Consider the following 23,715-nt stretch of genomic DNA (forward strand, 5'->3'; position numbering starts at 1 on the left):
CCGCCCGCTCCTTTTCCAGCGCCGGGCCGTGGGCCGCCCGGCTCAGCACGCCAGCGAACCGCGCCCGCGCTGCTGCCAGGCGAGCGTCGCCTGCGCGAGCGTCAGCGGCTCGCGCGCCTCGAGGTGGCGCGCGAGCAGGCGCTGCCACGAGCGGCGCACCGTGGCGTGCTCGACGTCGTGCGGATGCAGCTCGAAGCGCAGCAGCGGGCGGTGGCGCTGCGTCGCGACCACCGCCGGGTTCCACAGGCGCGACAGCGCGCGCCGCCATGCGCTGCGGGTGCTGTAGACCACGCTCTGGCTGACCAGCGGCTCGCTGCCGCGCTGCAGCGGCACGAGCTCGCGCAGCGTGCAGGTGTAGCGCAGCGGCATCGTGCGCAGCGCCTTCCAGCTGCCCTCGCTGAGCAGCCAGGCCGGCGCGACGAAGCCGTGCAGCGGCCAGTGGTTGCGCTCGAACCAGCGCATGCCGGCCGCGAGCCGCAGCGTCGCCTGCGCGCAGCTCAGCGCGCTGAACTCGCCCTCGCTCGCGGTGTAGACGCGCCGGCGCAGGTGGTCGATCCAGCCGTCGGGCTCGCCGTCGTCCCAGTGCGTGTAGCCGTGCAGCGCGAGCTCGTCGCCGGCATCGAGCCGCTCGCCCAGCCAGTGGTCGAAGCCCGCGTCGGGGTCCTGGTGGTGGTAGCGCGGCACCGCCAGCAGCGTCATCGGCAGCGGCGCGACCTCGTGCACCGCGTCGATCAGCCGCCGGCACAGCAGCGCGGTGGCCGGCGCCACGTCATGCAGCACCACGCTCAGGCCCGGCTTCATCGGGGCATCTCCGCCAGCAGCGGCGCCGGCCGCGGCGCCCGGTCCTCCTCGCGCCCGAGCAGGCGGTGGTAGCGCGCCTGCAGCTGCGGCAGCACCCGGTCCCAGGCATGCGCCTCGGCGCGCTCGCGCGCCGCGAGCGACAGCGCGGCGCGCTCGCGCGCGAACAGCGCGTCGACGGCCTCCGCGAAGGCCTCGGGCCGCTGCCGCGCCACCGGCATGCCGACGCGCACGTCGACGAGCTCGGCCAGGCCCTGCGCGGCGCTCGCGACCACCGGCGTGCCGCAGGCCAGCGCCTCCAGCACGCCCAGGCCGAAGGTCTCCTGGTCGCCCGCGTGCACCGCCGCGTCCGCGCTCGCGAGCGCGCGCGCGACGCCCTCGGGCCGGGCCTCGAAGGGGCGCACGAGCACGCGCTCGCCCGAGGGCGGCAGCGGCCCGTCGCCGATCGCCACCAGCCAGTAGCGGGGCCCCAGGCAGCTCACCGCCCGAGCCAGCAGCGGCAGGTTCTTCTCGGCGGCGAAGCGGCCCACGTAGACCAGCACGCGCGCATCGCGAGGCAGGCCGAGCGCCTCGCGCCAGCGCGGATCGCGCCGCGCCGGGCAGAAGGTGTTCACGTCGACGCCGAGCGGCTGGCGCTCGACCCGCTCGAGGCCGAGCTCGAGCAGTTGAAGGCGCATCGCCTCGCTCGGCGCGAGTACGAGGTCGAAGCCGCGGTAGACGTGGCGCATGTAGCGGCGCGCCGCGCCGGCGGCCAGCCGCGCGCCGCGCGCACCGAGCAGCGGGGCGCACAGCCGCTCGGCCAGCGCCGCGAGGTTCGAGTGGCAGAACGCGACCGCCGGCACGCCCAGGCGCGCGGCCGCGTCGCGTGCGGACCATGCGAGCCGCCACGGATCGCCCGCCTCGATCAGGTCGGGACGCAGGTCCTGCATCAGCCGCGCGCCGGCCGCGCGCCGCAGCGGCACCCGGTAGTCGGGCGCACCCGGCAGCGGCACGCCCGGCACGCCGACCATGCCGGGCTCGGTGACGACCGGCGCGATGATGGTGTGGCGCCAGCCGTCCCGCGACGCGAGCCAGTCGCGCTTGGCGCGCAGGTAGCGGCGCACGCCGCCGCTGGTGGCGCTCCAGAACATCGTCGCGTCGAGCAGGTGGAGCCGCGCGTCCCCGCCGCCGCGCTCGCGAGGGACCGCAGCGGGGAGGCGCGTCGCCGGCGCGGAGAGGGAAACATCCATGACACCAGAAGGGGGCAACGCCCATGCCCGGACATCCGGATCAGGGGGGTGAAGGGATGCGGCGAGCTCCGCCCCGGCGGGACGGGCGGCATGACCGCGCTGGCAGGCACGTTACCTGCCGAGCAGACATGCCTCAATCCCTCACTCTCTCGGAAGTTCGGAAAGGAGTGATCCATGAACCGACCCGCGGACGACATGCCCGCCTCGGGCGCCTCGGCGGCGCCGGCAGTGCTGAGCACCATCGCGATGGTGCTGCTGATCATCGGCGGCCTCAACTGGGCGCTGGTGGGCCTGTTCAACTTCGATCTCGTGGCCGCGATCTTCGGCCCGATGTCGGTGCTCTCGCGCATCGTCTACGTGCTCGTGGGCCTGGCCGCGCTGTACTGCCTCGCGCTGCTGCCGCGTGTATCGCGTTTGCGGTGAGGCCCTCCTCCCCTTCCCTCTCCCACAAGCAAAGGAGTTCCCCATGGACCAGAACGACGTCCTCGACACCCTCAACACCCTGATCGAGACCTGCAAGGACGGCGAGTACGGCTTCCAGCAGTGCGCCGAGCACGTGAAGTCGACCGACCTGCGCACGCTGTTCAACGACCGCGCCGAGTCCTGCCGCCGCGGTGCGCAGGAGCTGCAGTCGCTCGTCACGCAGTACGGTGGCACCCCCGACACCGGCAGCAGCGCCAGCGGCACGCTGCACCGCGGCTGGGTCTCGGTCAAGGGCATGCTGACCGGCCACAGCGACGAGGCGATGCTCGAGGAGTGCGAGCGCGGCGAGGACGCGGCGCTCGAGCGCTACCGCAACGCGCTGGCCAAGCCGCTGCCCGAGCCGGTGCGCGCGGTGGTCGAGCGCCAGTACCAGGGCGTGCAGCGCAACCACGACATGGTCAAGGCCGCGCGCAACCGGATCAAGATGGCCTCGTCCTGATGAGGCGCGGTGACGCAAGAAGTGCAGCGCCGATGCACATTTGGCAGGAGATTCCGATGAAGAAACCGACCTCTGGCGGCCTCCGCACCGCGATCGCCCTCGCCGTGGTGTCACTGGCGCTCACCGCCTGCGACCGCAGCCCCAACACCCCGAACCCGACCACCGACACGCCGACCTCGGGCCAGCCGGCGAGCGCGCCGGCCACCTCCGGCGGCAGTACCGCCGGCTCCGCGCTCGGCGAGCGCACCGGCACCGAGATCTCGACCGGCACGGACACGGTGACGAGTTCGGGGAGCACCACCGCCACCTCGGCGGGCAGCGGCGTCAGCGGCGCCGCGCCCTCCGAGGGCGCGCAGCTCGGCAGCCCTTCGGGCGCGACCGGCAGCACCGGCGTGACCAGCACGACCGGCACCGGTGCGACGACCGGCACCGCCGCCGGCGGCTCCGGGAGCAACGGCCCGGGCTCGGGCAGCGCGTCCGGCAGCAGCGGATCGAGCGGCAGCGGCGGCACCGCGACCTCGCGCGGCGGAGGCGCGGACACGGGCGGCTCGCCGCGCTCCGACCTGGCCCTGCCGCCCGGCCCGGCCGACACCGGCGGCACGGCATCGACGGGCAGCGGCGCCGGCGGCCACACCGGTTCCGGCACCGTCGCCGGCCTGCCGGGAGGCTCGAGCGGCTCCACTGGCGCCCCCGGCAGCGGCCGCGACGCCAGCGGCGCGATGAGCGGCGGCACCGGGGCCACTGTCGGCGACGAGCGGCCCGCCGCGCAGCCGTCTGCCGCCCAGGATGCCGCCGGCTCGCCCTCGCCGGCCACGGCGGCCGGCCCGGACCAGAAGTTCCTCGCCGCCGCGGTCGCCTCGGGGAACTTCGAGCTGGCGATGGCGCAGCTCGCCACGCAGCGCGGCCAGGACAGGACAGTGACGGCCTACGCGAAGATGCTGGTCGACGATCACACCGGACTCAACCGCGAGCTCCAGCGGCTCGCGCTGGCCTCGGGCGTGACGCTGCCGACCGACGCGCCGGCCGACAAGCAGGCGCTCGTCGACCGGCTCAGCAAGGCGCGCCAGGACGAGTTCGACCGGCTCTTCGTGCAGACCGTCGGCCTGCAAGCCCACCGCGAGGACATCGCGCTGTTCGAGCGCGCGAGCCGCGAGACGCAGAACCCGCAGGTGAAGGCTCTCGTCGAGAAGGCGCTGCCGATGCTGCGCCAGCACCTGGAAGCCGCGCAGAAGCTGCCAGGGGCGAAAGCGGGTTGATGGTGGGGACGGCCCAGGTCCCCGCCACAGCGAAGGCCGGCGCCCGGCCGCCACGCGGGCGCAGCGCCGCCGCAGCGGCAACGCCGGCGCCTGCGGGAGCCTCGCCCGCGCCCCCCTCGACGCCCCTCGGGTCGCCACCCGCGCCGTCGGCCGACGTCGAGATCCCGCCCGGCCTCGTCTACGTCACCGACACCCAGCCCGGCATCCGCCGCGTGCGCCGCGGCCGCGGCTTCGCCTATCGCCTGCCCGACGGTCGCTGGTTGAGCGACCCGGCAGAGCTCGATCGCATCCGGCGGCTGGCCATTCCCCCGGCCTACCAGGAGGTCTGGATCTGCCCCGATCCGCGCGGCCACCTGCAGGCCACCGGGCGCGACTCGCGGGGACGCAAGCAGTACCGCTATCACCCGCAGTGGCGGCTGCACCGCGACGCCGACAAGTTCGAGCGCATGCGTGCCTTCGGCGCCGCGCTGCCGCGCATCCGGCGCCGCGTCGAGCGCGACCTCGCGCGCGCAGGGCGCGGCAAGCCCGACCGGAACACGGTGCTCGCGACGCTGGTGCGACTGCTCGACACGACGCTGGTGCGCATCGGCAACGACGAGTACGCGCGCCAGAACCATTCCTACGGCCTCACGACGCTGCGCCGGCGCCATGCCGCGCTCGAGGGCAGCGTGCTCAGGCTGCGCTTTCGCGGCAAGCACGGCGTGATGCACGAGGTCGCGCTCGAGGACCCGCGCGTCGCGCGCGTGGTGCGGCGCTGCCAGGCGATGCCGGGTCAGGAGCTGTTCCACTACCCGGACCAGGACGGCCAGTCGCATCCGATCGGCTCGGCCGAGGTCAACGCCTACCTGCGCGAGGCCGCGCAGGCCGACTTCACCGCGAAGGACTTCCGCACCTGGCACGCGACGGTGCACGCGCTCGCGCTGATGACCGCGCCGTGCGCCGAGGGGGCGCAGCGCCCCACGGCGATGCAGATCCTGCGCGAGGTCGCCGGCCGGCTCGGCAACACGGTGGCGGTCTGCCGCAAGTCCTACGTCCACCCCGGGGTCCTCGAGATCGACCCCGAGACGCATGCCGCGGTGGAGCCGCCGCCGCGCCGCGGGCTCGACCGCGACGAACTCCGTCTGCTGCACTGGCTCGAGCGCCAGCAGCGCGCCGTGCACGGCCGGGAGCGACGCGGCGCGGGGGTCAGCGCGCCTGCCCCGGCCAGCGCCTGCGATGCCCCCTTGAACCGGCGCAGACGAACGCGCGCCGGCACTGCCGAGAATCCCCCCGATTCCTCCCGGACGCGCGCATGAGCCGCCCCACCCGCCCCCCGGGTAGCGGAACACCGCAGGGCCGCAGCGGCCGCTCAGGATGCGCGACATCTCTCGCGCTCCCTCGCGTATAGCACCGAATCCGGCGGCATGACGAGCGGACTGTTTAGCCTGACGCAAGCCGCCTTGCCATTCCTCCGAGCGCCTTGACAGTCGTCCGGCAGGGACGTAGAAATGCGTATACAACTCGTTACAACAATTCGGGGGGACAGCCGATGCTTCAAAGGGGGTTGGCTGAAATGAACACGTCATTTGGTTCGCTCGATCCGGCCATCGACGCCAGGTCGCAGTTTCCGGCACGCGCCGGATCGGGGGCGCCGGCCTATCTGGGGCAGTCCGGAGCTGCGCTGCGTCCTGTGCCGCAGGAGCGGCCGCGGCCCGCGGCCGAGGCCTGGCGCCGCGCGCTGGCCGAGACGGGCGACGGACGCCCGGCAGCTGAGGACTTCCGCCTGGGCCTCGTCTACCTGAAATCCTGGCCCGCGATCCCGGATCTGCCGGAAGAATGGGCCGGTCCGGTCACCCGCGTCTGCGCGCTGCTGTCGCACAAGCCCACGGTCGGATTCCTCGTCAGCCGCGTGCTCGAGCTGCCGGAGGAGGAGTCGCGCCGCCTGCTGCTGGTGCTGCACCGCTTCGGCCACCTCGACGTGCTGCAGCAGCGACGCGGCTTGGCCGAAGCGGCGGCCGAGCCGATGCCGGCCGGCGACCCGGGCCTCGCGATGACGCCGCCCCCGCCCAGCGCCTTCCTCGGAAGGCTCTGGAAGAAGCTCGTGTCGCGCTAGGAAGAAGCCCTCATGGAATGGAGCATCCTCTTCCTCGGCTCGGTCGGCTCGGGCAAGACCCAGGCGATCCGCACCATCAGCGACATCGAGGTCGTCGACACGGAGGCGGTCGCGACCGACGAGACCGCGCTGCTGAAGCATCACACCACCGTCGCGATGGACATGGGCGTGATGCGCATCGGCCCCTCCGACAAGCTGCGCCTGTACGGCGCGCCCGGCCAGGACCGCTTCGACTTCATGTGGGACATCCTGCTCGAACAGTCCAAGGGCATCGTGCTGCTCGTCGACCATTCCCGGCCCGACCCGGTGTCCGACATGCGGCACTACCTGACGCAGATCCGCCGGCGCGTCGGGCCGCTGCGCAAGCCGATCGTGATCGGCATCACCCATGTCGACGAGGCCATCGACACCTCGCTCGACGACTATCTCGACGAGCATGCCGCCGCCTCCTGCACCTGCAGCATGTGCCGCCCGCCACTGTTCCGCGTCGACACGCGCGAGCGCCGCGACGTCACGGCACTGCTGCTCACGCTCACCGCGATGCTGGAGATGAACGAGCGCTTCCCGGCACGCGCGCTGCACTCGCGTCTGCACGCATGAGCGCTTCCGCACGGCCCCTCCCCAGGAAGCGCTGCGCCCCTCCCGGAGGGAACGCACGCAGCGCGAGGATGCCCCGATGAGCCGCTTCGGCCTGCTGCTCGACGGCTTCGGCGTCGCCTTCGGCGAACGCACGGTGCTGCGCTCGGTGAGCTTCGGCGTGCCGCAGTGCGGATGCACGGCGCTGCTGGGCCCCTCGGGCACCGGCAAGTCCACGCTGCTGCGCACGCTCGCGGGCTACAACGACGCCAACCCCTCGCTGCGCACCTGGGGCGCGGTGCGCCTCGGCGAAGCCCCGCCGGCCGACGGGCTGCAGCGCCCGGCGCTGGTGATGCAGAAGCCCCAGCTGCTCGTCTCCACCGTGATGGAGAACCTGGTGTGCGAGCTGCCCAACCGCTCGGACCTGCGGCGCACCGAGCAGAACGAGCTCGTGCGCGAGGCGCTCGAACGCTACGGCCTGCAGCCGCGGCTGCAGCCGCGCCTGCACGACAAGGTGATCGGCTGCCCGCCGACGGAGCAGCGGCTGATCGCGATCCTGCGCATGGCGCTCGCGCAGCCGGCGGTGCTGATGGTCGACGAGCCCACCAGCGGGCTGACGCCCGAGCAGGCCGCGCCGGTGCTGGAGCTGCTGCGGCAGCTCGCCCGCGAGCGCGCGCTGCTGGTCGTGATGCACCACCAGCTGCAGACGCGCGAGATCGCCGACCAGGTGGTGCTGCTGGCCAACGGCATCGTGCAGGAAGCCGCCGGTGTCGAGGCCTTCTTCTCCGATCCGCGCAGCGAGGCGGCCCGGGCCTTCGTGCGCACCGGCTCCTGCCCCGAGGAGGCGCAGGACGCCGGCGAAGAGGCCTGCGAGGAAACCTGCGAAGGGGCCTGCGAGGAAGCGCGCGACGCGAGCCGCGAGGAGACGATCGGGGCCGCCGCGCCGCCTCCGCCCGCCGTCACCGACGAAGCGCCCCCGGTGCCTGCGGACATCGCCCCCGCCGTCGCCGCGCGGCCGCCCGGGCGCAGCGCCGCCTACGGGCCGCGCGGCTTCGTCTGGCTGATCCCCGGGCGCCTCGGCGGCACGCCGCTGCCCGGCATCTTCCACGACGTGCGCTACGACCTCGACGCGCTGCAGTCGGTCGGAATCACGCGGCTGGTGTCGCTGACCGAGACGCCCTTCGACCCGGCGCTGGCGGCGCCCTTCGGCATCCGCTGCACGCCCTGCCCGATCGACGACATGGCCGCGCCGACGCTGACCACCGGCTGGCAGCTCTGCGCCGACATCGACCGCCACCTGCGCGCCGGCGAGGTGATCGCGGTGCACTGCAAGGCCGGCCTGGGACGCACCGGCACGATCCTGGCGGCCTACTGGATCTGGCAGGGCATGGGCCGCATCGGCGCGCTGCAGGCGCTCGAGCATGTGCGCCGCATGCACCCGGGCTGGGTCCAGTCCGACACCCAGGTCCGCTTCCTCGAGGAATTTGCGAGAGTCGTCGCAAAAAACGCCTCCGTGATGGAGAGCGCTTCACGCAGGCTGGCGCCGCATCCCTGAACCGGCGGCGGCCCGGCCTGCATTACATCAAGAACCCACTGAAGAACGATCAATCATGAGCACCCTGGACACCGCACTGCAGAAGGCAGTGAGCAGCATCCCCGATTGCGTGGCGGCCGGCTATGTGGACCTCGCGTCCGGCATGCTGCTCGGCATCAAGACGGTCGACTCCCATCCCAGCCAAGTGGTCGAGATGGTCGCCGCGGCGACGGCCGACCTGTTCCAGGGTCCGAGCGTGCAGACCATCGAGCAGATGTTCCGCATGTCGCGCGGCATCCCTGAGGACGGACACCACTACTTCCAGGAGATCATCGTCAACAGCGACAACCTGATCCACGTCTTCCTGCGCGGCAAGAAGCAGCAGCAGGTCGCGTGCTTCGTCTGCCGCAAGGGCGCCAACCTCGGCATGGTGCTGACCAAGTCGCGCATGGCGATGCCGACCATCGAGGTCGCGCTCTAATCGCCCCCCGTCCCCAGGCTTTCCCCGCGGGGCGGCAGCCGATGCCGCCCGCGGGGTCGTCCCCCATCTTCCGGGCCTGCGGCGTCGCTGCCGCCACGACCCGGCAACAAGGAAAGAGCAATGCGTGAACCGTCCGGCCCGGCCGCCTCCCCGCTGGCGAGTTCCGCCCGCAGCGTCCTGAGGAACCTCCAGGCGAGTTCCGAGCACATCCAGGCCTCGGCGCTGGTTTCCGGCGACGGCCTGGTCGTCGCCGCGGTGCTCGGCAGCGGCGTCGACGAGGACCGCTTCGGCGCGATGTGCGCTTCGCTGCTGGCGCTCGCGACGCGTGCCGCCCGGGAGGTCGACCGCGGCGAGCTGCGCCAGATCATCCTCGACGGCGCCCAGGGCGTGATGCTGCTGACGCGTGCCGGCGGCACCGGCGTGCTGACCGTTGCCGCGGCCAACACGATCAACCTCGGCAAGCTGATCCTCGATACCCGCGCCACCGCGCAGAAGCTCGCCACGCTGTTCGCGGGCGCCGTCCCGCCGCGCTGAGACGCGGCCCTCCGCTCAGGACGCCACGGTCCTGAGCGCCTCGCACCAGTCCGCGACGAAGCGGCGGATGTCGAAGCGCTCCTCGGCGGTCTGCCGCGCCGCCGCGCCGAGGCGCGCCGCCTCCTTCGGGTCGGCGAGCAGCCGCTTCATGTGCTCCACCAGCCGCTCGACGCGCGTGTCGACGTAGCCGTTGTCGCCGTTGCGGATCACCGTGACGAGCTCGGTGGTCGCGAGACCCACGACCGGCAGCCCCACCATCATCGCCTCGATGATCGACAGCCCGAGGCTCGTGTAGCGGATCGGGTTGAAGAAGAAGCGGAACGGCGCCATCACGCCGGGCAGCAGGTGGTTGGCCACCTCGCCGTGGCCGCCCATGCGCTCGCTGCCCATGCCGACGAGCATCAGCGGCACCTCGCGCGCCACCTGCGCGTAGACGTCGGCGCCGAGCCGGCGGCCGCGCCGGTCGAGGTTGTTGACGACGACGACGCCGCTGGCGCGCTCGCCGCTGTAGCGGGCCGGCGACAGCGGCACCACGCCGTGCTCGATCACGCGCACCGGCGTCCTGCCGCTGTCCCACATCAGCGCGTTGAAGGGCGTGCAGTGCACCAGCAGCGCGCCGGGGTCGTCCACCCAGTGGCGCGTCTCGGTCGGGTGCTGCTGCGGCGGGTCGTGCTCGAGGTAGACCCGCGGCAGGCGCTGCTGCGCGGGGCTGAGCAGCCGCTCGCGCTCGCGCTCCCAGGCGTCGCGCGACTGGTAGAGGATCACGTCGAACTCCATCTTCGCGATCTCGTCGACATGCGCCTCGTGCACGTTGTCGCCCCAGGGCAGCGTGCCGCTCCTGCCGCTGTGGTGGGTGGAGCGCGCGTCGTCGGTCACGAGGTAGAAGTCGTGCGGCACCTGCGTCAGGTAATACAGGTAGTTGCCGTGCACGTGCCAGGTGAGGATGCGCAGCTTCTTGTGGCCTTGCGGCAGGGTTTCAGGCATGCAGTCGTTCTCCGGCCATCGTCAACGCGCGCACCTCGTCGATCACCGCAGCGGGATCGATCGCGGTGGCGCAACCATGTTCGTAGGGGCAGGCGTGGTGCTGGCAGGGCCGGCAGGGCGTGGCCTGCCACAGCACCCGGTGACGCCGCGCGTCGAGCGGCGCCCAGCGCGGCACGTCCGAGCCCGCGCTCACGACCACCGTGGGCGTGCCGAGCGCCGCGGCGACGTGCACGATGCCGGTGTCGTTGCACACCACGAAGCGGGCGCGCTCGACCAGCGCGCCGAGCGTCCACAGGCTGGTGCGGCCGATCAGGTTGACCACCGGGCCGTGCGGCCGCGTCGCGAGCGCCGCCTCGAGCCGCGCGCCGAGCGCGGCCTCGGCCGCGGTGCCGGTCAGCACCACCTCGAAGCCGCGCCGGCGCAGCGCCTCGGCGACCTCGGCGAAGCGCTCCACCGGCCAGCGCCGCGAGGGCAGCTGCGCGCCCGGGTGCAGGCAGACGAAGGGCCGGCCGGCATAGGCGCCGGGCCACAGCGCGGCGAGCTCGGTGCGGTCGGCATCGCACAGCGGGAAGTCGAGCGCAGTGCCGAGCCGCGGCGCGCCGAGCCGGTCGGTGAGCTGCAGCAGCCGCTCGATCTCGTGGCCCTCGCGCGGCCAGGGCACCGCGAGCTCCGGCTCCGGCACGAAGCCGCCGGTGTCGAAGAAGCACGCGACATGGCGCGCGCCGAAGCTCGCGAGCAGCGGGTTGGTGATGCCGCCGCTGCCGTGCATCTGCACCAGCAGGTCCCAGCGCCGCGCCTGCATGCGCGCGAGGAAGTCCGGCAGCGCGGCGAGCTCGCAGGCCTGCTCGGGCAGTCCCGGCCAGCCGGGGAAGGCCTCGAAGGCGTCGACGCTCGGCAGCCGCGCGGCGAGCTCGCGCGCCCAGGGCAGGCCGACCAGCGTGATCTCGGCCGACGGGAAGGCCCCTTTCAGCGCCCGCAGCGCCGGCGTCGCGCACAGCAGGTCGCCGAGCATCAGCGCGCGGAACACCGCGATGCGACGCATCGGCTCGGCCAGCCAGGGCGGCGCCTGCTCCGAATCGTTCCAGCGCGGTGCGGCCCTCACAGGAACAGCACCCTGAAGCGCCAGGCGCCGGCGAGCCGCCAGTACACCGACAGGAAGGGGATCGCCGCGGAGGTCAGCACCATCTCGGCGACGTGGCGGGCGCTGCGCGAGGTGTCGCGCAGCCGCTCGAGCGCGAAGCCCGCGATCGCCGCCAGCGCGAAGGCGAACAGCAGCAGCGCCGGCCCCGCGGCGCCCCACAGCAGCGAGCCGCAGCCCGCCAGCGTACTCGCGACGATCGCGTAGTAGCGCCAGGGCGGCACCGGGCGGATCTCGGCGCGGTAGCGGCGCGGGTGCTTCTTGTAGAGCAGCGCGTCGAAGTAGACGTTGGCCTGCTGGCGCAGGCTCAGGCCCCAGGGCGCCTCGCGCACCGGATGCACGACGACCGCGCCCGGCGCACGCCCGACCGGGCCGCAGTGCTGCTGCAGCATGAAGCACAGGTCCGAGTCCTCGCGCCAGGCGCGCAGGAAGCGCTCGTCGAAGCCGCCGACCGCCGCGAGCGCCGCGCGCTCGACGAAGGCGTTGGCGGTGACGAAGTCGGCCGTCTCCAGCCCCTTGGTCATCTTCGCGTGGTCGGTGAACTCGCCCTCGACCGGCACCACCACGCGGCCGCGCAGCGCGACCTCGGCGCCGGCCGCCGCGATCGCGCGCTCGGCCTCGGCGAGCCAGTCGCGCTCGGGACGGGTGTCGTCGTCGGTGAAGGCGATCCACGGCGCGCGCGCCGCGCGCCAGCCGCGGTTGCGCGCGGCGGCCGGCCCGCGCGTGCCGTCGGGGCGCAGGTAGTGCAACCGCGGCCCCTGCGGATGCGCGCGCGCGATCGACTCGACCTTCTCGCGCGTGTCCTCGGTCTGCCCGTCGTCGACCACGATCACCTCGTAGGCCTCGGGCGCGAGCGTCTGCGCCATCACCGCCTCGAGGCAGCGCGCGAGCAGGTCCGGGCGCCGGAAGGTCGGGATCACGACGCTCAGCCGCGGCACCGGACCGCGCGGCGCGGGCATCGCCTCCTCGCTCGCCGCCGCACGAGCCGGCCGCGCCGGCATCGTTCCCTTCAGGATCTCGGCCGCCATCTCACTTCTTCTCCAGCAGGAAGGAGCCGATCACCAGCGCGTCCAGCGGCGTGCTGTAGAAGGCGTCGACCGCGTCGCGCGGCGTGCAGACGATCGGCTCGCCGCGCACGTTGAACGAGGTGTTCACCAGCACCGGCACGCCGGTGAGCTCGCCGAAGGCGCTCAGCAGCGCGTGCCAGCGCGGGTTGTCCTCGGCGCGCACTGTCTGCACGCGCGCGGTCAGGTCGGCGTGGCAGGCCGCGGGGATGCGCGGCGCCTGCTCCGGGATCACGTCGTAGATGAAGAGCATGAAGGGCGCACGGCCGCCGTTGGCGCCGGCCGGCGTGAACCACTCGGCGAGCCGCTCCTCGGGCACCGCCGGTGCGACCGGGCGGAAGTCCTCGCGGTCCTTGAGCTCGTTGAGGCGCTGCTGCATCGCCGCGTCGAGCGGCGACGCGACGATCGAGCGTGCGCCGAGCGCGCGCGGGCCGAACTCCATGCGGCCCTGGTACCAGCCGATGATGCGGTTGTCGGCGAGGATCCTCGCCGTCTCGGCCGCCACGTCGTCGAGCCGCCGGTAGGGCAGCTTGGCCCAGCGCAGGAAGGCCTCGATCTCCTCGTCGCTCGAGCCCGGCCCCCAGTAGGCGTGCTCCATGTGCCAGCGCCGCGCCGCCAGCAGCGCGCCGGTGTCGGCCTCGCTCGCCGGCTCGAACTGCGGCGCGTTGGCGGCCTCGTCGGGCATGCCGCTGCGCGCGTCGGCAGCCAGGGCGCGCTCGCGCGCATCGACCCACAGCGCCGCGCCGAGCGCGGTGCCGGCGTCGCCCGCGGCCGGCTGCACCCAGACCTCGTCGAACAGGCCCGCGTCGCGCAGCCGCGCGTTCATCACGCAGTTCAGCGCCACGCCGCCGGCCATCGCGAGGTGGCGCTCGCCGCTCGCCTCGCGCAGCCACGCGGCGAGCCGCAGCACGGTCTCCTCGAGCACCTGCTGCAGCGACGCGGCGATGTCGAAGTGCGACTGCTCCAGCGGCGCGCCGCGCTCGCGCGCCGGGCCGAACAGCTCGGCGAGCCCGGTCGGCTCGACGCGGTACTGCCCGCCCTCCCCGACCTGCACCAGCTCGCGCAGCCGCTCGCGCCAGCGCGGCTGGCCGAGCGCGGCCAGCGCCATCACCTTGTACTCGTCCGACGAGTGCAGGAAGCCGAGGTGCGAGGTGACGCGCTCGTAGAGCAGGCCGAGCGAGTGCGGCATCAGCACCTCGCCGAGCGGGCGGTAGCGCTGGTCGCGCCACACGCCGTAGCTCGTCGTCGCCTCCTCGCCGCGGCCGTCGAGCGTCATCACCGCGCAGCGCTCGAAGGGCGCGGCGAGGAAGGCGCTCGCCTGGTGGCTCAGGTGGTGATCCACGAAGTGCCACCTGAACGGCCCGTCGGGGCGCACGCCGGCGAAGCGCTTCTTCAAGTGGTGCGGCGCGCCCGAGGCGAGCTGGCGCGGCGCGTTGACGATGTAGGACGCGAACAGCGGATCCCAGACGCTCTCCCACGCGCCCTTGTCGTGCGCCGAGGGCTCCAGCGGCAGCGTCAGCACGCCCTCCGGCACGCGCTCGCGCAGGAAGCGGCGCGGGTCGTAGCTGTAGGCGACGTGGTCCACCTCGGCGAGCGTCACGCCGGCGCGCGCGAGGCAATCGTCGATGGCGTGGAAGGGCAGCTCCCAGGCGGTGAAGGGCACCGGGCGCTTGCCGTGCTTGATGCGCGTGAAGCGCTCCTCCTCCGAGGCGGCGACGAGCACGCCGTCGGCCACCAGGGCGGCCGAGGAGTCGTGGAAGGCAGCGTTGATTCCGAGTGTCAGCATCGGCCCTCCGTCGCGCTCACAGCGCCGGCACCACGCTCACGCGCGCCTGCACCGGCAGCGGCACCACCACCCCCGGCTGCCCCATCAGCTCCTGCGCCGCCTGCGCCACCGCCTGCGGCTCGACCTTGTGCAGGCAGTCGTTGTGGCCCTCGGGGCAGACGCTCTTGAAGCAGTTGCGGCAGGGCACGTCGTGGCTGAGCACGCGCGAGCGCACCTTCCAGGGCGTGTGCTGCGGGTTGGTCAGCGCGTAGAGATCGACCACCGGCGTGCCGAGCGCGGCGGCCATGTGCACCGGCCCGGTGTTGTTGCTCACCAGCACCTGGGCGCCGGCGAGCAGCGCGGCGAACTCGCCCAGGCTCAGCTGCCCGGCGAGCGAGAGCGCGCCGGGCAGCCCGGCGGCGGCCTCGTCGACCAGCGCCTGCTCGTCGGCGCCGCCGGTGAACACCGGCTGGCAGCCGGTGGCGGCGACGATCTGCTGCGCCGCGACGCCGAAGCGCGCCGCCGGGTAGCGGCGCGACGGCGCGGTGGCGCCCGGGTGGACGATGAAGTAGGGCCGCATCGGGTCGCCCCCGGCCGCGGCGAGCTTGGCGCGCGCGGCGAGCACGTCGTCGACGCGGTAGCGGAACACCAGGGCGTCGTCGCGCGGGTGCAGGCCGACGGCGGCGACCAGCGCGAGCTGGCGCGCGACCTCGTGGCGCATGCCGGTCTCGGGCGAGTCGGTGTCGCGCACCCAGTCGCTGAGCAGGTCGTAGGGGTTCTCGCGTGCATGCGCGAGGCGCAGCGGGATGCCGGCGAGGCGGCACATCAGCGCCGCCGGCAGCGCGCTCTGCGTGCAGACGGTGAAGATGATCGCGGCGTCGAAGCGGCGCTCGGCGAGCTGCCCGATCAGCGCCCGGTCGGCCTCGACCGACTCCGGCCCGCGCGGCGCGCCGCTGCCCTTGCTCCAGGGCGCGTCGTAGACGATCACGTCGTCGAGCATCGGCACGTGCGCGAGCGCGGCGGCGCCCGAGCGCGAGGCGAGCAGCGTCAGCCGCGCCTGCGGCAGCGTGTGGCGCACCGCGGCGAAGGCGGGCGTGCTCATCACCACGTCGCCGAGGTTGTCGAGCCGCACCAGCAGGATGTTGCGGGCCGCCCGCCAGCGCCGCAGCGGCTCGGTGGGGTGCAGCGGATCGTGGTTCATGCGGGCCTCTCCTCGGGGCAAGCGTTCGTTCGGTGGCGCGCCTCAGGGCGCGGTTCGGATCGGGGCCGCGCGGCTGCCGGTGCCGGGCGGGAGCGGGTTTCGTTCGACGTCGGGACGGCCGGCGCGGTCGCTCGCGAGGATCGAGCGCGCGGCCTCCATCAGGTCGCGCACGCAGCGGTGCGGCGTGCGCAGCGGCGACATCAGCCACTCGGTCTCGTTGCCGACGTCGAGCAGCACGGTGCGGCAGCCGGCGCGCCGCCCCGCCTCGATGTCGTTGAGGATGTCGCCGACCATCCACGAGCGCGCGAGGTCGAGCCCGTGCTGCCGTGCGGCCTGCTGCAGCAGCCCCGGCGCGGGCTTGCGGCAGGTGCAGCGCAGCCGGCCGTCGGGCCCCTCCGGGGCATGCGGGCAGGCATGGAAGCCCTCGAGGTGCACGCCCGCGTCGGCCAGCCGCGCGGTGAGCGCGGCCTGCAGCCGGCCGAGCGCCGCGGCGTCGAAGCGGCCGAGCGCGATGCCCGGCTGGTTCGTCACCACGACGAGCGCATAGCCGTGGCCGGCGAGCAGCCGCAGCGCCTCGACGGCGCGCGGCGTGAAGCGCAGCAGCGCCGGGTCGACGTTGTAGGGCACGTCCTCGACCAGCGTGCCGTCCTTGTCGAGGAAGATCGCCGGCCGTCCCGGGCCCCGCGCCTCGGGCATCAGGGCCATGAGGTCTCCTGCATCGGCAGCACCATCACCTCCGGGATCACCGACTCGCGCGGCACCGTCAGCAGGAAGCGGATGGTGTCGGCGACGTTGGCCGGGTCCTGCAGCTTGGTGGCGTCGATGTCGGGGAAGCGGTCGAGCAGGAAGGGGGTGCGCATGCCGCCGACCACGACGGTGGAGACGCGCACGCCCTGCGGGCGCAGCTCGGAGTGCAGCGCGTGCGACAGGCCGACGAGGCCGAACTTGCTGGCGTGGTAGGCGCTGGCGTTGGGCCAGGCGCGGCGCGCCGCGGTCGAGGCGATGTTGACGATCTGGCCGCCCTGCCCGCCGTCGCTGTCGCGCAGCGCCGGCAGCGCCAGCTTGGAGAGCAGGAAGGGCGCGCGCAGGTTGGTGCGGATCACGCGGTCCCACTCGTCGAGGCCGAGCTCGTCGAGCGACTTGGTGACGTCGGTGCCGGCGTTGTTGACCAGCACGTCGAGCGAGCCGAAGCGCGACAGCGTCTGCTCGACGAGCGCGCGCGCCGCTGCCTCGTCGGCCACGTCGCCGCCGACCACCAGCGTGTCCTCGCCGCCGGCGTCGATCTCGCGCGCGACCTTCGCGGCGCGCTCGACGTTCAGGTCGGCCAGCACGACGCGGGCACCGGCACCGCGCAGGCTGCGCGCGATGGCGGCCCCGAGGCCGCTGCCGGCGCCGGTGACGAGTGCGGTCTTGCGATCAAGTGAAATCATCGAGAGGGCTCCTGCGGTGGGTACAAGGGAATTCATCGGGAGGCGGCGAGCGAGCCGGCGGCGGCGGCGGACGCGAGCCGCGCGGCGCCCTTCCAGGCCGCGGCGGCCTGCGCGGCGACGGGCTGCGCCGCGCCGCCCCGCACCGACTCGTAGACGCCCGCCAGGCTGGCCGCGACCTGCTCCCAGGTGAACATCGAGCGCGCGCGGCGCAGGCCCGCGAGGCCCATCGCCTGCGCCTGCTGCGGATCGGCGTGGAGCTGCGCGAGGCGCTGCGCGAGCGCGGCCGGGTCGTGCGGCGGCACCAGGTAGCCGGTCACGCCGTCGAGCACCGAGTACTGGATGCCGCCCACGCGGCTGCCGATCACCGGCCGCGCGCAGGCCATTGCCTCGAGCGGCGTGATGCCGAAGGGCTCGTACCAGGGCGTGGTGACGAAGACGTCGGCCGCGGCATAGAAGCTGCGCAGGTCGGCGCGCTGGCGGCGGCCGGTGAAGGTGACGCGCTCGAGCACGCCGGCCTCGCGCGCGACGCGCCGCAGGCGCCCGATCTCAGGCGTGGCGGCCTCGTCGGGCTCGGCGGTCTCGCCGCCGACCACCAGCAGCCGCGCCGGCACCTCGGCGCCGAGGTGGGCGAAGGAGCGGATCACGTTGTCCACGCCCTTGCGCGGCACGAGGCGGCCGAGCTGCAGCACGATGAAGTCGCGCGCGTCGAGCCCGAGCCGCGCGCGGGCCTGCGCCCGGTCCATCGGGCCGAACTCGCTGCCGTCGAAGCCGCAGGGGACCATCGCGATGCGGCCGGGCTGCGCGCCGTACAGGCGCACCAGGTCGAGCCGGTCCTGCGGGCACTCGGCGACGATCGCGTCGGCGTCGCGCACGAGCGCGCGCTCGATGTCCACGCGCTCGTCGGGAAAGCCGTCGGCCTGCTTCTGGTGCTCGCGCCGCACCAGCCCGAGCGCGTGGAAGGTGATCACGTAGGGCAGCCCGAGCGAGGCCTTGAGCTGCTGCGCGACCATGCCGGACATGAAGAAGTTGGCGTGCACGACGTCGTAGGGGACGCTGTGGCGCATCAGCTGCTCGGCCGCATGCGCGAAGGCCGGCATGTGGGGCAGCAGCGCCTCCTTCGGCACGAACTCGGCCGGCCCGGCCGGGATGTGCAGCACCCGCACGCCGGGCCGCAGGTCCACCACCGGCGGCAGGTCGGGGCTGTCGCGCCGCGTCAGCACGTCCACATGGTGGCCGGCGCGCGCGAGGCAGCGCGCGACATGGGCCACGTAGAGGTTCTGGCCGCCCGCATCCACCCCACCGAGCGCAGCCAGGGGCGATGCGTGTTCGCTGATCAGCGCAATGCGCATCGGCGGCCGCGAGACGGAAGGCGTGGTGGGTGGGCTCATGGGCATGTCCGTGCGCTCGTTATGGGTACGAGCGCTGCAGGGCAATCGGCGTGCCCCGCACCGGCTGGGAGCTTGTCCCTCGCTGCCTTCACTCTTGATCTGAAACAGCTTGCACCCTGCTCGTGCCCTGCCTTGCCCCTCTGACCGGCCGGACCTGTAAGTTGGAGCGGCCGCTCCGTAAGCTTTGCCGACAGGACCGCCGGACCAAGAGGTGTCCACCGGTAACGTTGTCGGAGGAGAGGAAGACGGCGGCGATATGGGAAAAAAACCCGTTTATGCGGCAGTGCAGCATGGTTACTGGCGGAAACGCCTGTTTATCGCCCATGACACCTGTCAATCCTGCGCGTGGACTGCAGCCCCGGTTCGGGGGCGTCGCGCACCGTTTTTCCGGTCGGCACGGGTCCTGCTTGAAGGAGCCCGAGCCCCGGCCGGAACCTTGCGATGGAGGAGGAACCGGGACCGGGGGCAGATTTCCGTGGGAACACCGGAGGCCGCCGAGCGATGGCGACCTCCCTTCAGACAGGAGCAACGATGACCACCAGCCCCCAGACGCTGCGCCCCACGCTGGCCGCCACGCCGATCACGCCGATGGACGAACTGCTGCGCGAGACGATGGAGGCGTGCGAGCACGCCCACGACGCCTGCCTCCAGGCGGTCCGGGAGGCGCTGAGCAGCAAGCGCAGCGCGCCGCCGCTCAATGACTGGCTGGCCGGTGCGAGCCTGTGCCGCACGCTGGCCGAGGTGCTCGCCGTCGAGGCCCCGGAAGCCGATCAGGGCGCCGGTGCGCGGCGCCAGAGGCTGAGCCGCTGGGCGACGGGCATGGCGCAGTTGTGCGCCGGTGTCTGCAGCGAGCTCGCCTCCCTCCACGAGGACGATAGGCAGGAAGACGAATCCTCGCGGGGGCTGCGGCAGGCCTGCGAGGGCTGCGTGCAGGCCTGCGTGCGGCTGCTGGCCGATGCCGGCCCTCCCGGGGGCGGCCTGACGGGCGATGCCGGCTTCATGGTGCCGCGCACCCCGGTCGTGACGCCGCTGATGCGCCGCCTGCGGCCCGGCACGCTGCCGCCGCAGACGCCGAGCCTCGCGGCCGCCTGAACCGCCGGCGCGACGGACCGCCGCGGGCGGATACCTGCCGCGACGCAGTACGGCCGCAGCCGCCCGAAGCGGCCATGCCGCGCACCGGCGGCATGCCCTTCTCCCGGGCTCAGGCCGCGCCGAGCGGCGCGGTGGGGCTGGGCATCGAGTCGCCGCGCGTCGTCGAAGACGCCTCGCGCCATCCGGTGGCGGACGAGCCGGCACTGCTCTCGCCGTTCCAGCCGAGCAGCGGATCGGAGGCAAGCGCGCTGTACTGCTGGCGGCGCACGTAGCGGGCCGCATAGCCGGCCCCGAGGATGCCGCCGAGCACGAGGCCGGCGATCAGGAAGCGGTTGGTCCTCATGCAGGTCTCCTTGAGTCGAGAGGAAGGATCGGAAGCGGGCCGTCGCGCCGGCTCAGCGGCGCACGCCGAAGTAGCGGCTGTTGTCGCGGACCCAGCGCTCGTCGTTGAAGTTCGGCCAGGCGCGCTCGTCGAAGCTCGGCGCCTGGCGCAGCCGGTCGCGGTCCATGTCGAGCAGGTAGTAGCCCTCGTTGTGCGTCTGCAGCAGCTTCCACGGCACCGCGTGGAGGCGGCTGCCGAGGCCGAGGAAGCCCCCGGTCGAGACGATCGCGTAGGCGGCGTTGCCGTTGCGGTCGAGCACCATGTCCTCGATGCCGCCGATGCGCTCGCCCTCGCGGTTGCGCACCTCCACGCCGATGATCTTGCTGATGCGGTGGGTGCGCTCCCAGCGCTCGCTGTCGGGCATGCCGGAGTAGTTGTTGGGCTGCCCCGCCTTGGGCTCCACCGGCGGCAGCGCGCCGGGCTGGCCGGAGGTGCCGGTCGTGGCCGGTGTGCCGCCCTGCCCCGCGGCGTCGGCGCCGGCCCCTTCGTGCACGCGCCCGGACGTGCCCCCCGAGGTGCCGCCCGGGCTGCCGACGCTGTCGCTGCCGGCGGCCTCGCCCCGGCCGGTGACGGCCTGGGCGTGAAGCGCGACGGGCACCGTCGAGATCATCAGCATCGTCATCGTTGCGGCAAGGACGCTCTGTCGTCGCATGGCGGTCTCCTGGCGGGTGCGGAACACGCCGGGTCGCCGACCCGGCCTTGACGCAGTGCGGCAAGGCACATGCCCATCCCCCGGACGGGGCGGGGACCACGATGGGCGCCCAGAACTTGACGTCCCCGGCATCGCCGCTACGCTTCAATGCCTCATGAGAAACCCCTCCGAATGAAACCGCCGGCGCGCCTGTCCCGGCTGCTCGCCCGGCCCGCGCTCGCGCGCTGGCCGAGCGCCTCGCTGCGCGCCTACCTGGTGGCGGTGATCGTGATCGCCACCGTGCCGCTGGCCGCCCTCACCTCCTACCTGATCGTCGACGAGGTGCGCACGGGCCGCACCCAGATGGAGGCCGCGCTGCGCGGCAACGCCGGCTCGGTCGCGGTGGCGGTCGAGCGCGAGATCGCCTCCTCGATCGACGCGCTCACGATCCTGTCGTACTCGCGCGAGCTGCTCGCCGGCGACCTCGCGGAGTTCCACCGCACGCTCACGAGCCTGCCCAAGCTGCGGCCGAGCTGGAGCAGCCTCTCGCTGATCGCGCCCGACGGCAAGGTGCTGCTCAACACCGCCGAGCCCTACGGCGGCGTGTCGCGGGAGAACCCGCGCCCGCCGGGCTTCGAGGGCATGAACAGTCACCGCGAGCCGGCGGTCATCGGCCTGTCGAGCGAGGACGAGCCCGCTGCGCTGAGCACCGGCATCCAGGTGCCGGTGGTGATTGGCGGCGAGTTGCGCTACGTGCTGTCGGCCTGGATCGCGCCGGAACGCTGGCAGGACCTGGTGGGCGACACCCCGGCGCCGCAAGGCGGCTTCGTGACCCTGTTCGACGCGGACAACCGCATCATCGCCCGCAGCAAGTCGCCGGACCTCTACATCGGCGAGGCGCTGCCGCCAACGACGCAGCGCTCGATGGGCCGGCGCCCGCACGGCCTGCACAAGACCGACGTGCTCGAAGGCGGCCAGGCCTACGTCGCCTTCCAGCGCATCGAGCCCGGCGGCTGGGGCGTCGCCGTCGGCCGCCCGGCCGAGCCGCTCGACCGCGCGCACTTCGCGTCGATCGTCACCGCGGTCGGCGCCGGGCTGCTGTCGCTGGCGGCGGGGCTGCTGCTGGCGCTGTTCGCCGCGCGCCGCGTGACCGCGCCGCTGGCGCGGCTCGCGCATGCCGGACCGCAGGCGGTAGGCGGCAAGATCGAGGTGACCGAGATCGCCGCGCTGCGCGACGCGCTGCTCGATGCCGAGGCCGAGCGCCGGGCCGCGCACGAGCGGCTGCAGGCCAAGGCCGACGAGTTCGAGACGCTGTTCAACAACAGCCCGATCGGGCTGGCGATGGCCGGCGACGCCCGCTCCACGCAGGTGCTGCGCAACCCCGCGCTCGCGTCGGTCCTCGCGCCGCCCGACGCGCCCCCGCCGCGCGTGTTCCAGGGCGGGCGCGAGATTGCGATGCACGAGCGGCCGCTGCAACTCGCCGCGTCCGAGGACCGGGTGCTGCGCGACGTCGAGCTCGAGGTGCGCCAGCACGACGGTCGCACGCAGCAGCTGCTGGTGCACGCGGTGCCGCTGCACGACGCCGCCGGCCGCTCGCGTGGCGCGATCGGCGCCTTCGTCGACATCACCGAGCGCAAGCGCGCCGAGGCGCGCCTGATCGAGGCCGACCGGCGCCTGCGCGAGAGCCAGCACCTGGTGGAGCTGGTGCAGGCGGCGGGCCACGTCGGCTTCTTCGACTACCTGTTCGAGTTCGACCAGGCGACCTGGTCCTCCGGCATGGCGCGGCTGTTCGGCATCGGGCTCGACGAGTTCCGCGGCCAATGGGCCGACTGGGCCGGGCGCATGGTGCCCGACGACGAGACGGCGGTGCGCGCGCTGCTCGACGCCGCACTCGCGCGCCACGAGGAGCAGTGCACCTTCGAATTCCGCGTCGCGTGGCCCGACGGGCAGGTTCGCTGGCTGGCGATGCGCGCGCTGCTGAGCTACGACGAGGCAGGCCGCGCGCAGCGCATGCTCGGCGTGACGGTGGACGTGAGCGACCAGAAGACGGTCGAGCGCGAGCGCGCCGCCTTCGCCGCACGCGAGCATGCCGCACGCATCGAGGCCGAGAACGCCAACCGTGCCAAGGACGAGTTCCTGGCGATGCTCGGCCACGAGCTGCGCAACCCGCTCGGCGCGATCACTGCCGCGACGCAGGCGCTGCGCCACGCCGCGCCCCCCGCCGACGCCAGCCGCCGTGCGCTGGAACTGATCGCGCGGCAGACGCAGCACCTCGCGCACCTGATGGACGACCTGCTCGACGTGAGCCGCGCGATCTCCGGCAAGATCCCGCTCGAGCGCGAGCCGCTCGAGCTCGCGCAGGCGGTACGGCAGCTGCTGCAGACACTGGAGATGGCCGGCCTGCTGAAGTCGCACCGGGTGACGCTGCGGCTGCAGGAGGCCTGGGTCGACGCCGACCCGACGCGGCTCGACCAAGTCATCAACAACCTCGTCACCAACGCGGTGAAGTACACCCCGGCCGGCGGCACGATCGAGGTCGACGTGCGTGCCGAGGGAAACACCGCGCTGCTGCAGGTGCGCGACAATGGCGTCGGCATGCCCGAGACCCTGGTGCCTCGGGTGTTCGACCTGTTCGTGCAGGGCGAGCGCACGCTCGACCGCAGCCAGGGCGGCCTGGGCATCGGCTTGACGCTGGTGCGCCGGCTCGTCGAGCTGCACGGCGGCGTCGTCAGTGCCGAGAGTCCGGGCCCGCAACAGGGCAGTACCTTCACCGTGCGGCTGCCGCGCCTTGCCGCGGCGCCGCCTTCCCGAGCCCACATGCAGTCTCTACCCCTACAAGCCGGCGCGCGTCGCGTCGTGATCGTCGAGGACAACGCCGACGCGCTCGAAGCGCTGCAGATGCTGCTCGAGCTCGGCGGCCACCAGGTGGCCACCGCCGGCGACGGCGAGGCCGGCGTGCAGCGCATCCTCGAGCAGCGCCCCGACATCGCGCTGGTGGACATCGGCCTGCCGGGCCTCGACGGCTACGGCGTGGCGCGCCGCGTGCGCGAGGCCGGCCACCGCGGCCGGCTGGTGGCGCTGACCGGCTACGGCCAGCAGCGCGACATCGAGCTCGCGCTCGAGGCCGGCTTCGACGCCCACCTCGTCAAGCCGATCGACATGGACGCGCTGGACCGCCTGCTGGCGCAGGAATGAGGCGGAGCGGCGGCGGGCAGCGC

The 23,715-nt window shown here is 73.6% G+C and carries 23 protein-coding genes; 11 read left to right on the plus strand and 12 right to left on the minus strand.

Going from position 1 to position 23,715, the window contains the following annotated elements:
• Nucleotides 1–42: 42 nt before the first annotated feature.
• Both D3A59_RS10565 and D3A59_RS10570 read right to left on the minus strand, forming a co-directional pair.
• Nucleotides 43–801 (minus strand): DUF2334 domain-containing protein, encoded by a 759-nt coding sequence (locus D3A59_RS10565; RefSeq protein WP_119154887.1) that lies wholly within the window; start codon nt 799–801, stop codon nt 43–45.
• A complete protein-coding gene (locus D3A59_RS10570) occupies nt 798–2,027 on the minus strand; it encodes a glycosyltransferase (RefSeq protein WP_119154888.1) in 1,230 nt (409 codons plus the stop codon). Before D3A59_RS10570 ends, D3A59_RS10565 begins: the two co-directional genes overlap by 4 nt.
• Before the next feature lie 174 nt (nt 2,028–2,201).
• Between D3A59_RS10570 and D3A59_RS10575 the strand changes: the two genes are divergently transcribed.
• The 9 genes from D3A59_RS10575 (at nt 2,202) to D3A59_RS10615 (ending at nt 9,422) form a co-directional block, all read left to right on the plus strand.
• The gene (locus tag D3A59_RS10575) at nt 2,202–2,450 is read left to right on the plus strand and encodes a DUF378 domain-containing protein (RefSeq protein ID WP_205665164.1); all 249 of its coding nucleotides are present in this window, start codon (nt 2,202–2,204) and stop codon (nt 2,448–2,450) included.
• Between the two features lie 43 nt (nt 2,451–2,493).
• Nucleotides 2,494–2,949, plus strand: a complete 456-nt coding sequence (locus D3A59_RS10580; protein ID WP_119154889.1) for a ferritin-like domain-containing protein — start codon at nt 2,494–2,496, stop codon at nt 2,947–2,949.
• Nucleotides 2,950–3,005: 56 nt separating this feature from the next.
• Entirely contained in the window at nt 3,006–4,205 is a 1,200-nt protein-coding gene (locus D3A59_RS10585; protein ID WP_119154890.1) for a DUF4142 domain-containing protein, read from the plus strand.
• Nucleotides 4,205–5,500 carry a DNA topoisomerase IB gene (locus D3A59_RS10590; RefSeq protein ID WP_119154891.1) on the plus strand — a complete coding sequence of 432 codons (1,296 nt, stop codon included), beginning with the start codon at nt 4,205–4,207 and terminating at the stop codon, nt 5,498–5,500. The genes D3A59_RS10585 and D3A59_RS10590 overlap by 1 nt, the downstream gene beginning before the upstream one ends.
• A gap of 257 nt (nt 5,501–5,757) precedes the next feature.
• The gene (locus D3A59_RS10595; RefSeq protein WP_157991479.1) at nt 5,758–6,297 is read left to right on the plus strand and encodes a hypothetical protein; all 540 of its coding nucleotides are present in this window, start codon (nt 5,758–5,760) and stop codon (nt 6,295–6,297) included.
• Between the two features lie 12 nt (nt 6,298–6,309).
• Nucleotides 6,310–6,897: a GTP-binding protein gene (locus tag D3A59_RS10600; protein WP_119154893.1), complete on the plus strand. Its 588-nt coding sequence runs from the start codon at nt 6,310–6,312 to the stop codon at nt 6,895–6,897.
• 76 nt (nt 6,898–6,973) lie between these two features.
• Entirely contained in the window at nt 6,974–8,428 is a 1,455-nt protein-coding gene (locus D3A59_RS10605; protein ID WP_119154894.1) for a phosphatase domain-containing putative toxin, read from the plus strand.
• Nucleotides 8,429–8,483: 55 nt separating this feature from the next.
• The gene (locus D3A59_RS10610) at nt 8,484–8,888 is read left to right on the plus strand and encodes a hypothetical protein (protein ID WP_119154895.1); all 405 of its coding nucleotides are present in this window, start codon (nt 8,484–8,486) and stop codon (nt 8,886–8,888) included.
• A 120-nt stretch (nt 8,889–9,008) separates the two neighbouring features.
• Entirely contained in the window at nt 9,009–9,422 is a 414-nt protein-coding gene (locus D3A59_RS10615; protein WP_119154896.1) for a roadblock/LC7 domain-containing protein, read from the plus strand.
• Between the two features lie 15 nt (nt 9,423–9,437).
• On the opposite strand, the gene D3A59_RS10620 is transcribed toward D3A59_RS10615, so the two are convergent.
• The 8 genes from D3A59_RS10620 to D3A59_RS10655 form a co-directional block, all read right to left on the minus strand.
• A complete protein-coding gene (locus D3A59_RS10620) occupies nt 9,438–10,406 on the minus strand; it encodes a glycosyltransferase (RefSeq protein ID WP_419187248.1) in 969 nt (322 codons plus the stop codon).
• Nucleotides 10,399–11,448 carry a glycosyltransferase family 9 protein gene (locus D3A59_RS10625; RefSeq protein WP_119154950.1) on the minus strand — a complete coding sequence of 350 codons (1,050 nt, stop codon included), beginning with the start codon at nt 11,446–11,448 and terminating at the stop codon, nt 10,399–10,401. The genes D3A59_RS10620 and D3A59_RS10625 overlap by 8 nt, the downstream gene beginning before the upstream one ends.
• A 56-nt stretch (nt 11,449–11,504) precedes the next feature.
• Nucleotides 11,505–12,503, minus strand: a complete 999-nt coding sequence (locus tag D3A59_RS10630) for a glycosyltransferase family 2 protein (RefSeq protein ID WP_119154951.1) — start codon at nt 12,501–12,503, stop codon at nt 11,505–11,507.
• Between the two features lie 70 nt (nt 12,504–12,573).
• On the minus strand, nt 12,574–14,394 hold the full coding sequence (locus D3A59_RS10635) for a carbamoyltransferase family protein (protein ID WP_119154897.1): 1,821 nt from the start codon (nt 14,392–14,394) through the stop codon (nt 12,574–12,576).
• 16 nt (nt 14,395–14,410) lie between these two features.
• The gene (waaF, locus tag D3A59_RS10640; protein WP_119154898.1) at nt 14,411–15,574 is read right to left on the minus strand and encodes a lipopolysaccharide heptosyltransferase II; all 1,164 of its coding nucleotides are present in this window, start codon (nt 15,572–15,574) and stop codon (nt 14,411–14,413) included.
• A gap of 42 nt (nt 15,575–15,616) precedes the next feature.
• A complete protein-coding gene (locus tag D3A59_RS10645; protein WP_119154899.1) occupies nt 15,617–16,279 on the minus strand; it encodes a D-glycero-alpha-D-manno-heptose-1,7-bisphosphate 7-phosphatase in 663 nt (220 codons plus the stop codon).
• Nucleotides 16,270–17,004, minus strand: coding sequence for an SDR family oxidoreductase (locus D3A59_RS10650; RefSeq protein ID WP_119154900.1), 735 nt, complete (start codon nt 17,002–17,004; stop codon nt 16,270–16,272). Before D3A59_RS10650 ends, D3A59_RS10645 begins: the two co-directional genes overlap by 10 nt.
• Nucleotides 17,005–17,036: 32 nt before the next feature.
• Nucleotides 17,037–18,353, minus strand: a complete 1,317-nt coding sequence (locus D3A59_RS10655; protein WP_119154901.1) for a glycosyltransferase family 4 protein — start codon at nt 18,351–18,353, stop codon at nt 17,037–17,039.
• Nucleotides 18,354–18,923: 570 nt separating this feature from the next.
• On the opposite strand from D3A59_RS10655, the gene D3A59_RS10660 reads away from it, so the two are divergent.
• On the plus strand, nt 18,924–19,484 hold the full coding sequence (locus D3A59_RS10660; protein WP_119154902.1) for a hypothetical protein: 561 nt from the start codon (nt 18,924–18,926) through the stop codon (nt 19,482–19,484).
• Nucleotides 19,485–19,593: 109 nt separating this feature from the next.
• Here D3A59_RS10660 and D3A59_RS10665 read toward each other — a convergent pair whose 3' ends face one another.
• On the minus strand, nt 19,594–19,827 hold the full coding sequence (locus D3A59_RS10665) for a hypothetical protein (protein WP_119154903.1): 234 nt from the start codon (nt 19,825–19,827) through the stop codon (nt 19,594–19,596).
• A 52-nt stretch (nt 19,828–19,879) separates the two neighbouring features.
• Nucleotides 19,880–20,518: a PRC-barrel domain-containing protein gene (locus D3A59_RS10670; protein WP_157991480.1), complete on the minus strand. Its 639-nt coding sequence runs from the start codon at nt 20,516–20,518 to the stop codon at nt 19,880–19,882.
• A gap of 171 nt (nt 20,519–20,689) precedes the next feature.
• On the opposite strand from D3A59_RS10670, the gene D3A59_RS10675 reads away from it, so the two are divergent.
• Nucleotides 20,690–23,692, plus strand: a complete 3,003-nt coding sequence (locus D3A59_RS10675; RefSeq protein ID WP_119154905.1) for an ATP-binding protein — start codon at nt 20,690–20,692, stop codon at nt 23,690–23,692.
• Nucleotides 23,693–23,715: the final 23 nt, after the last annotated feature.

Origin of the sequence: Caldimonas tepidiphila, assembly GCF_003569765.1 — a bacterium.
In the GTDB taxonomy this organism is placed as follows: Bacteria; Pseudomonadota; Gammaproteobacteria; order Burkholderiales; family Burkholderiaceae_C; genus Caldimonas; species Caldimonas tepidiphila.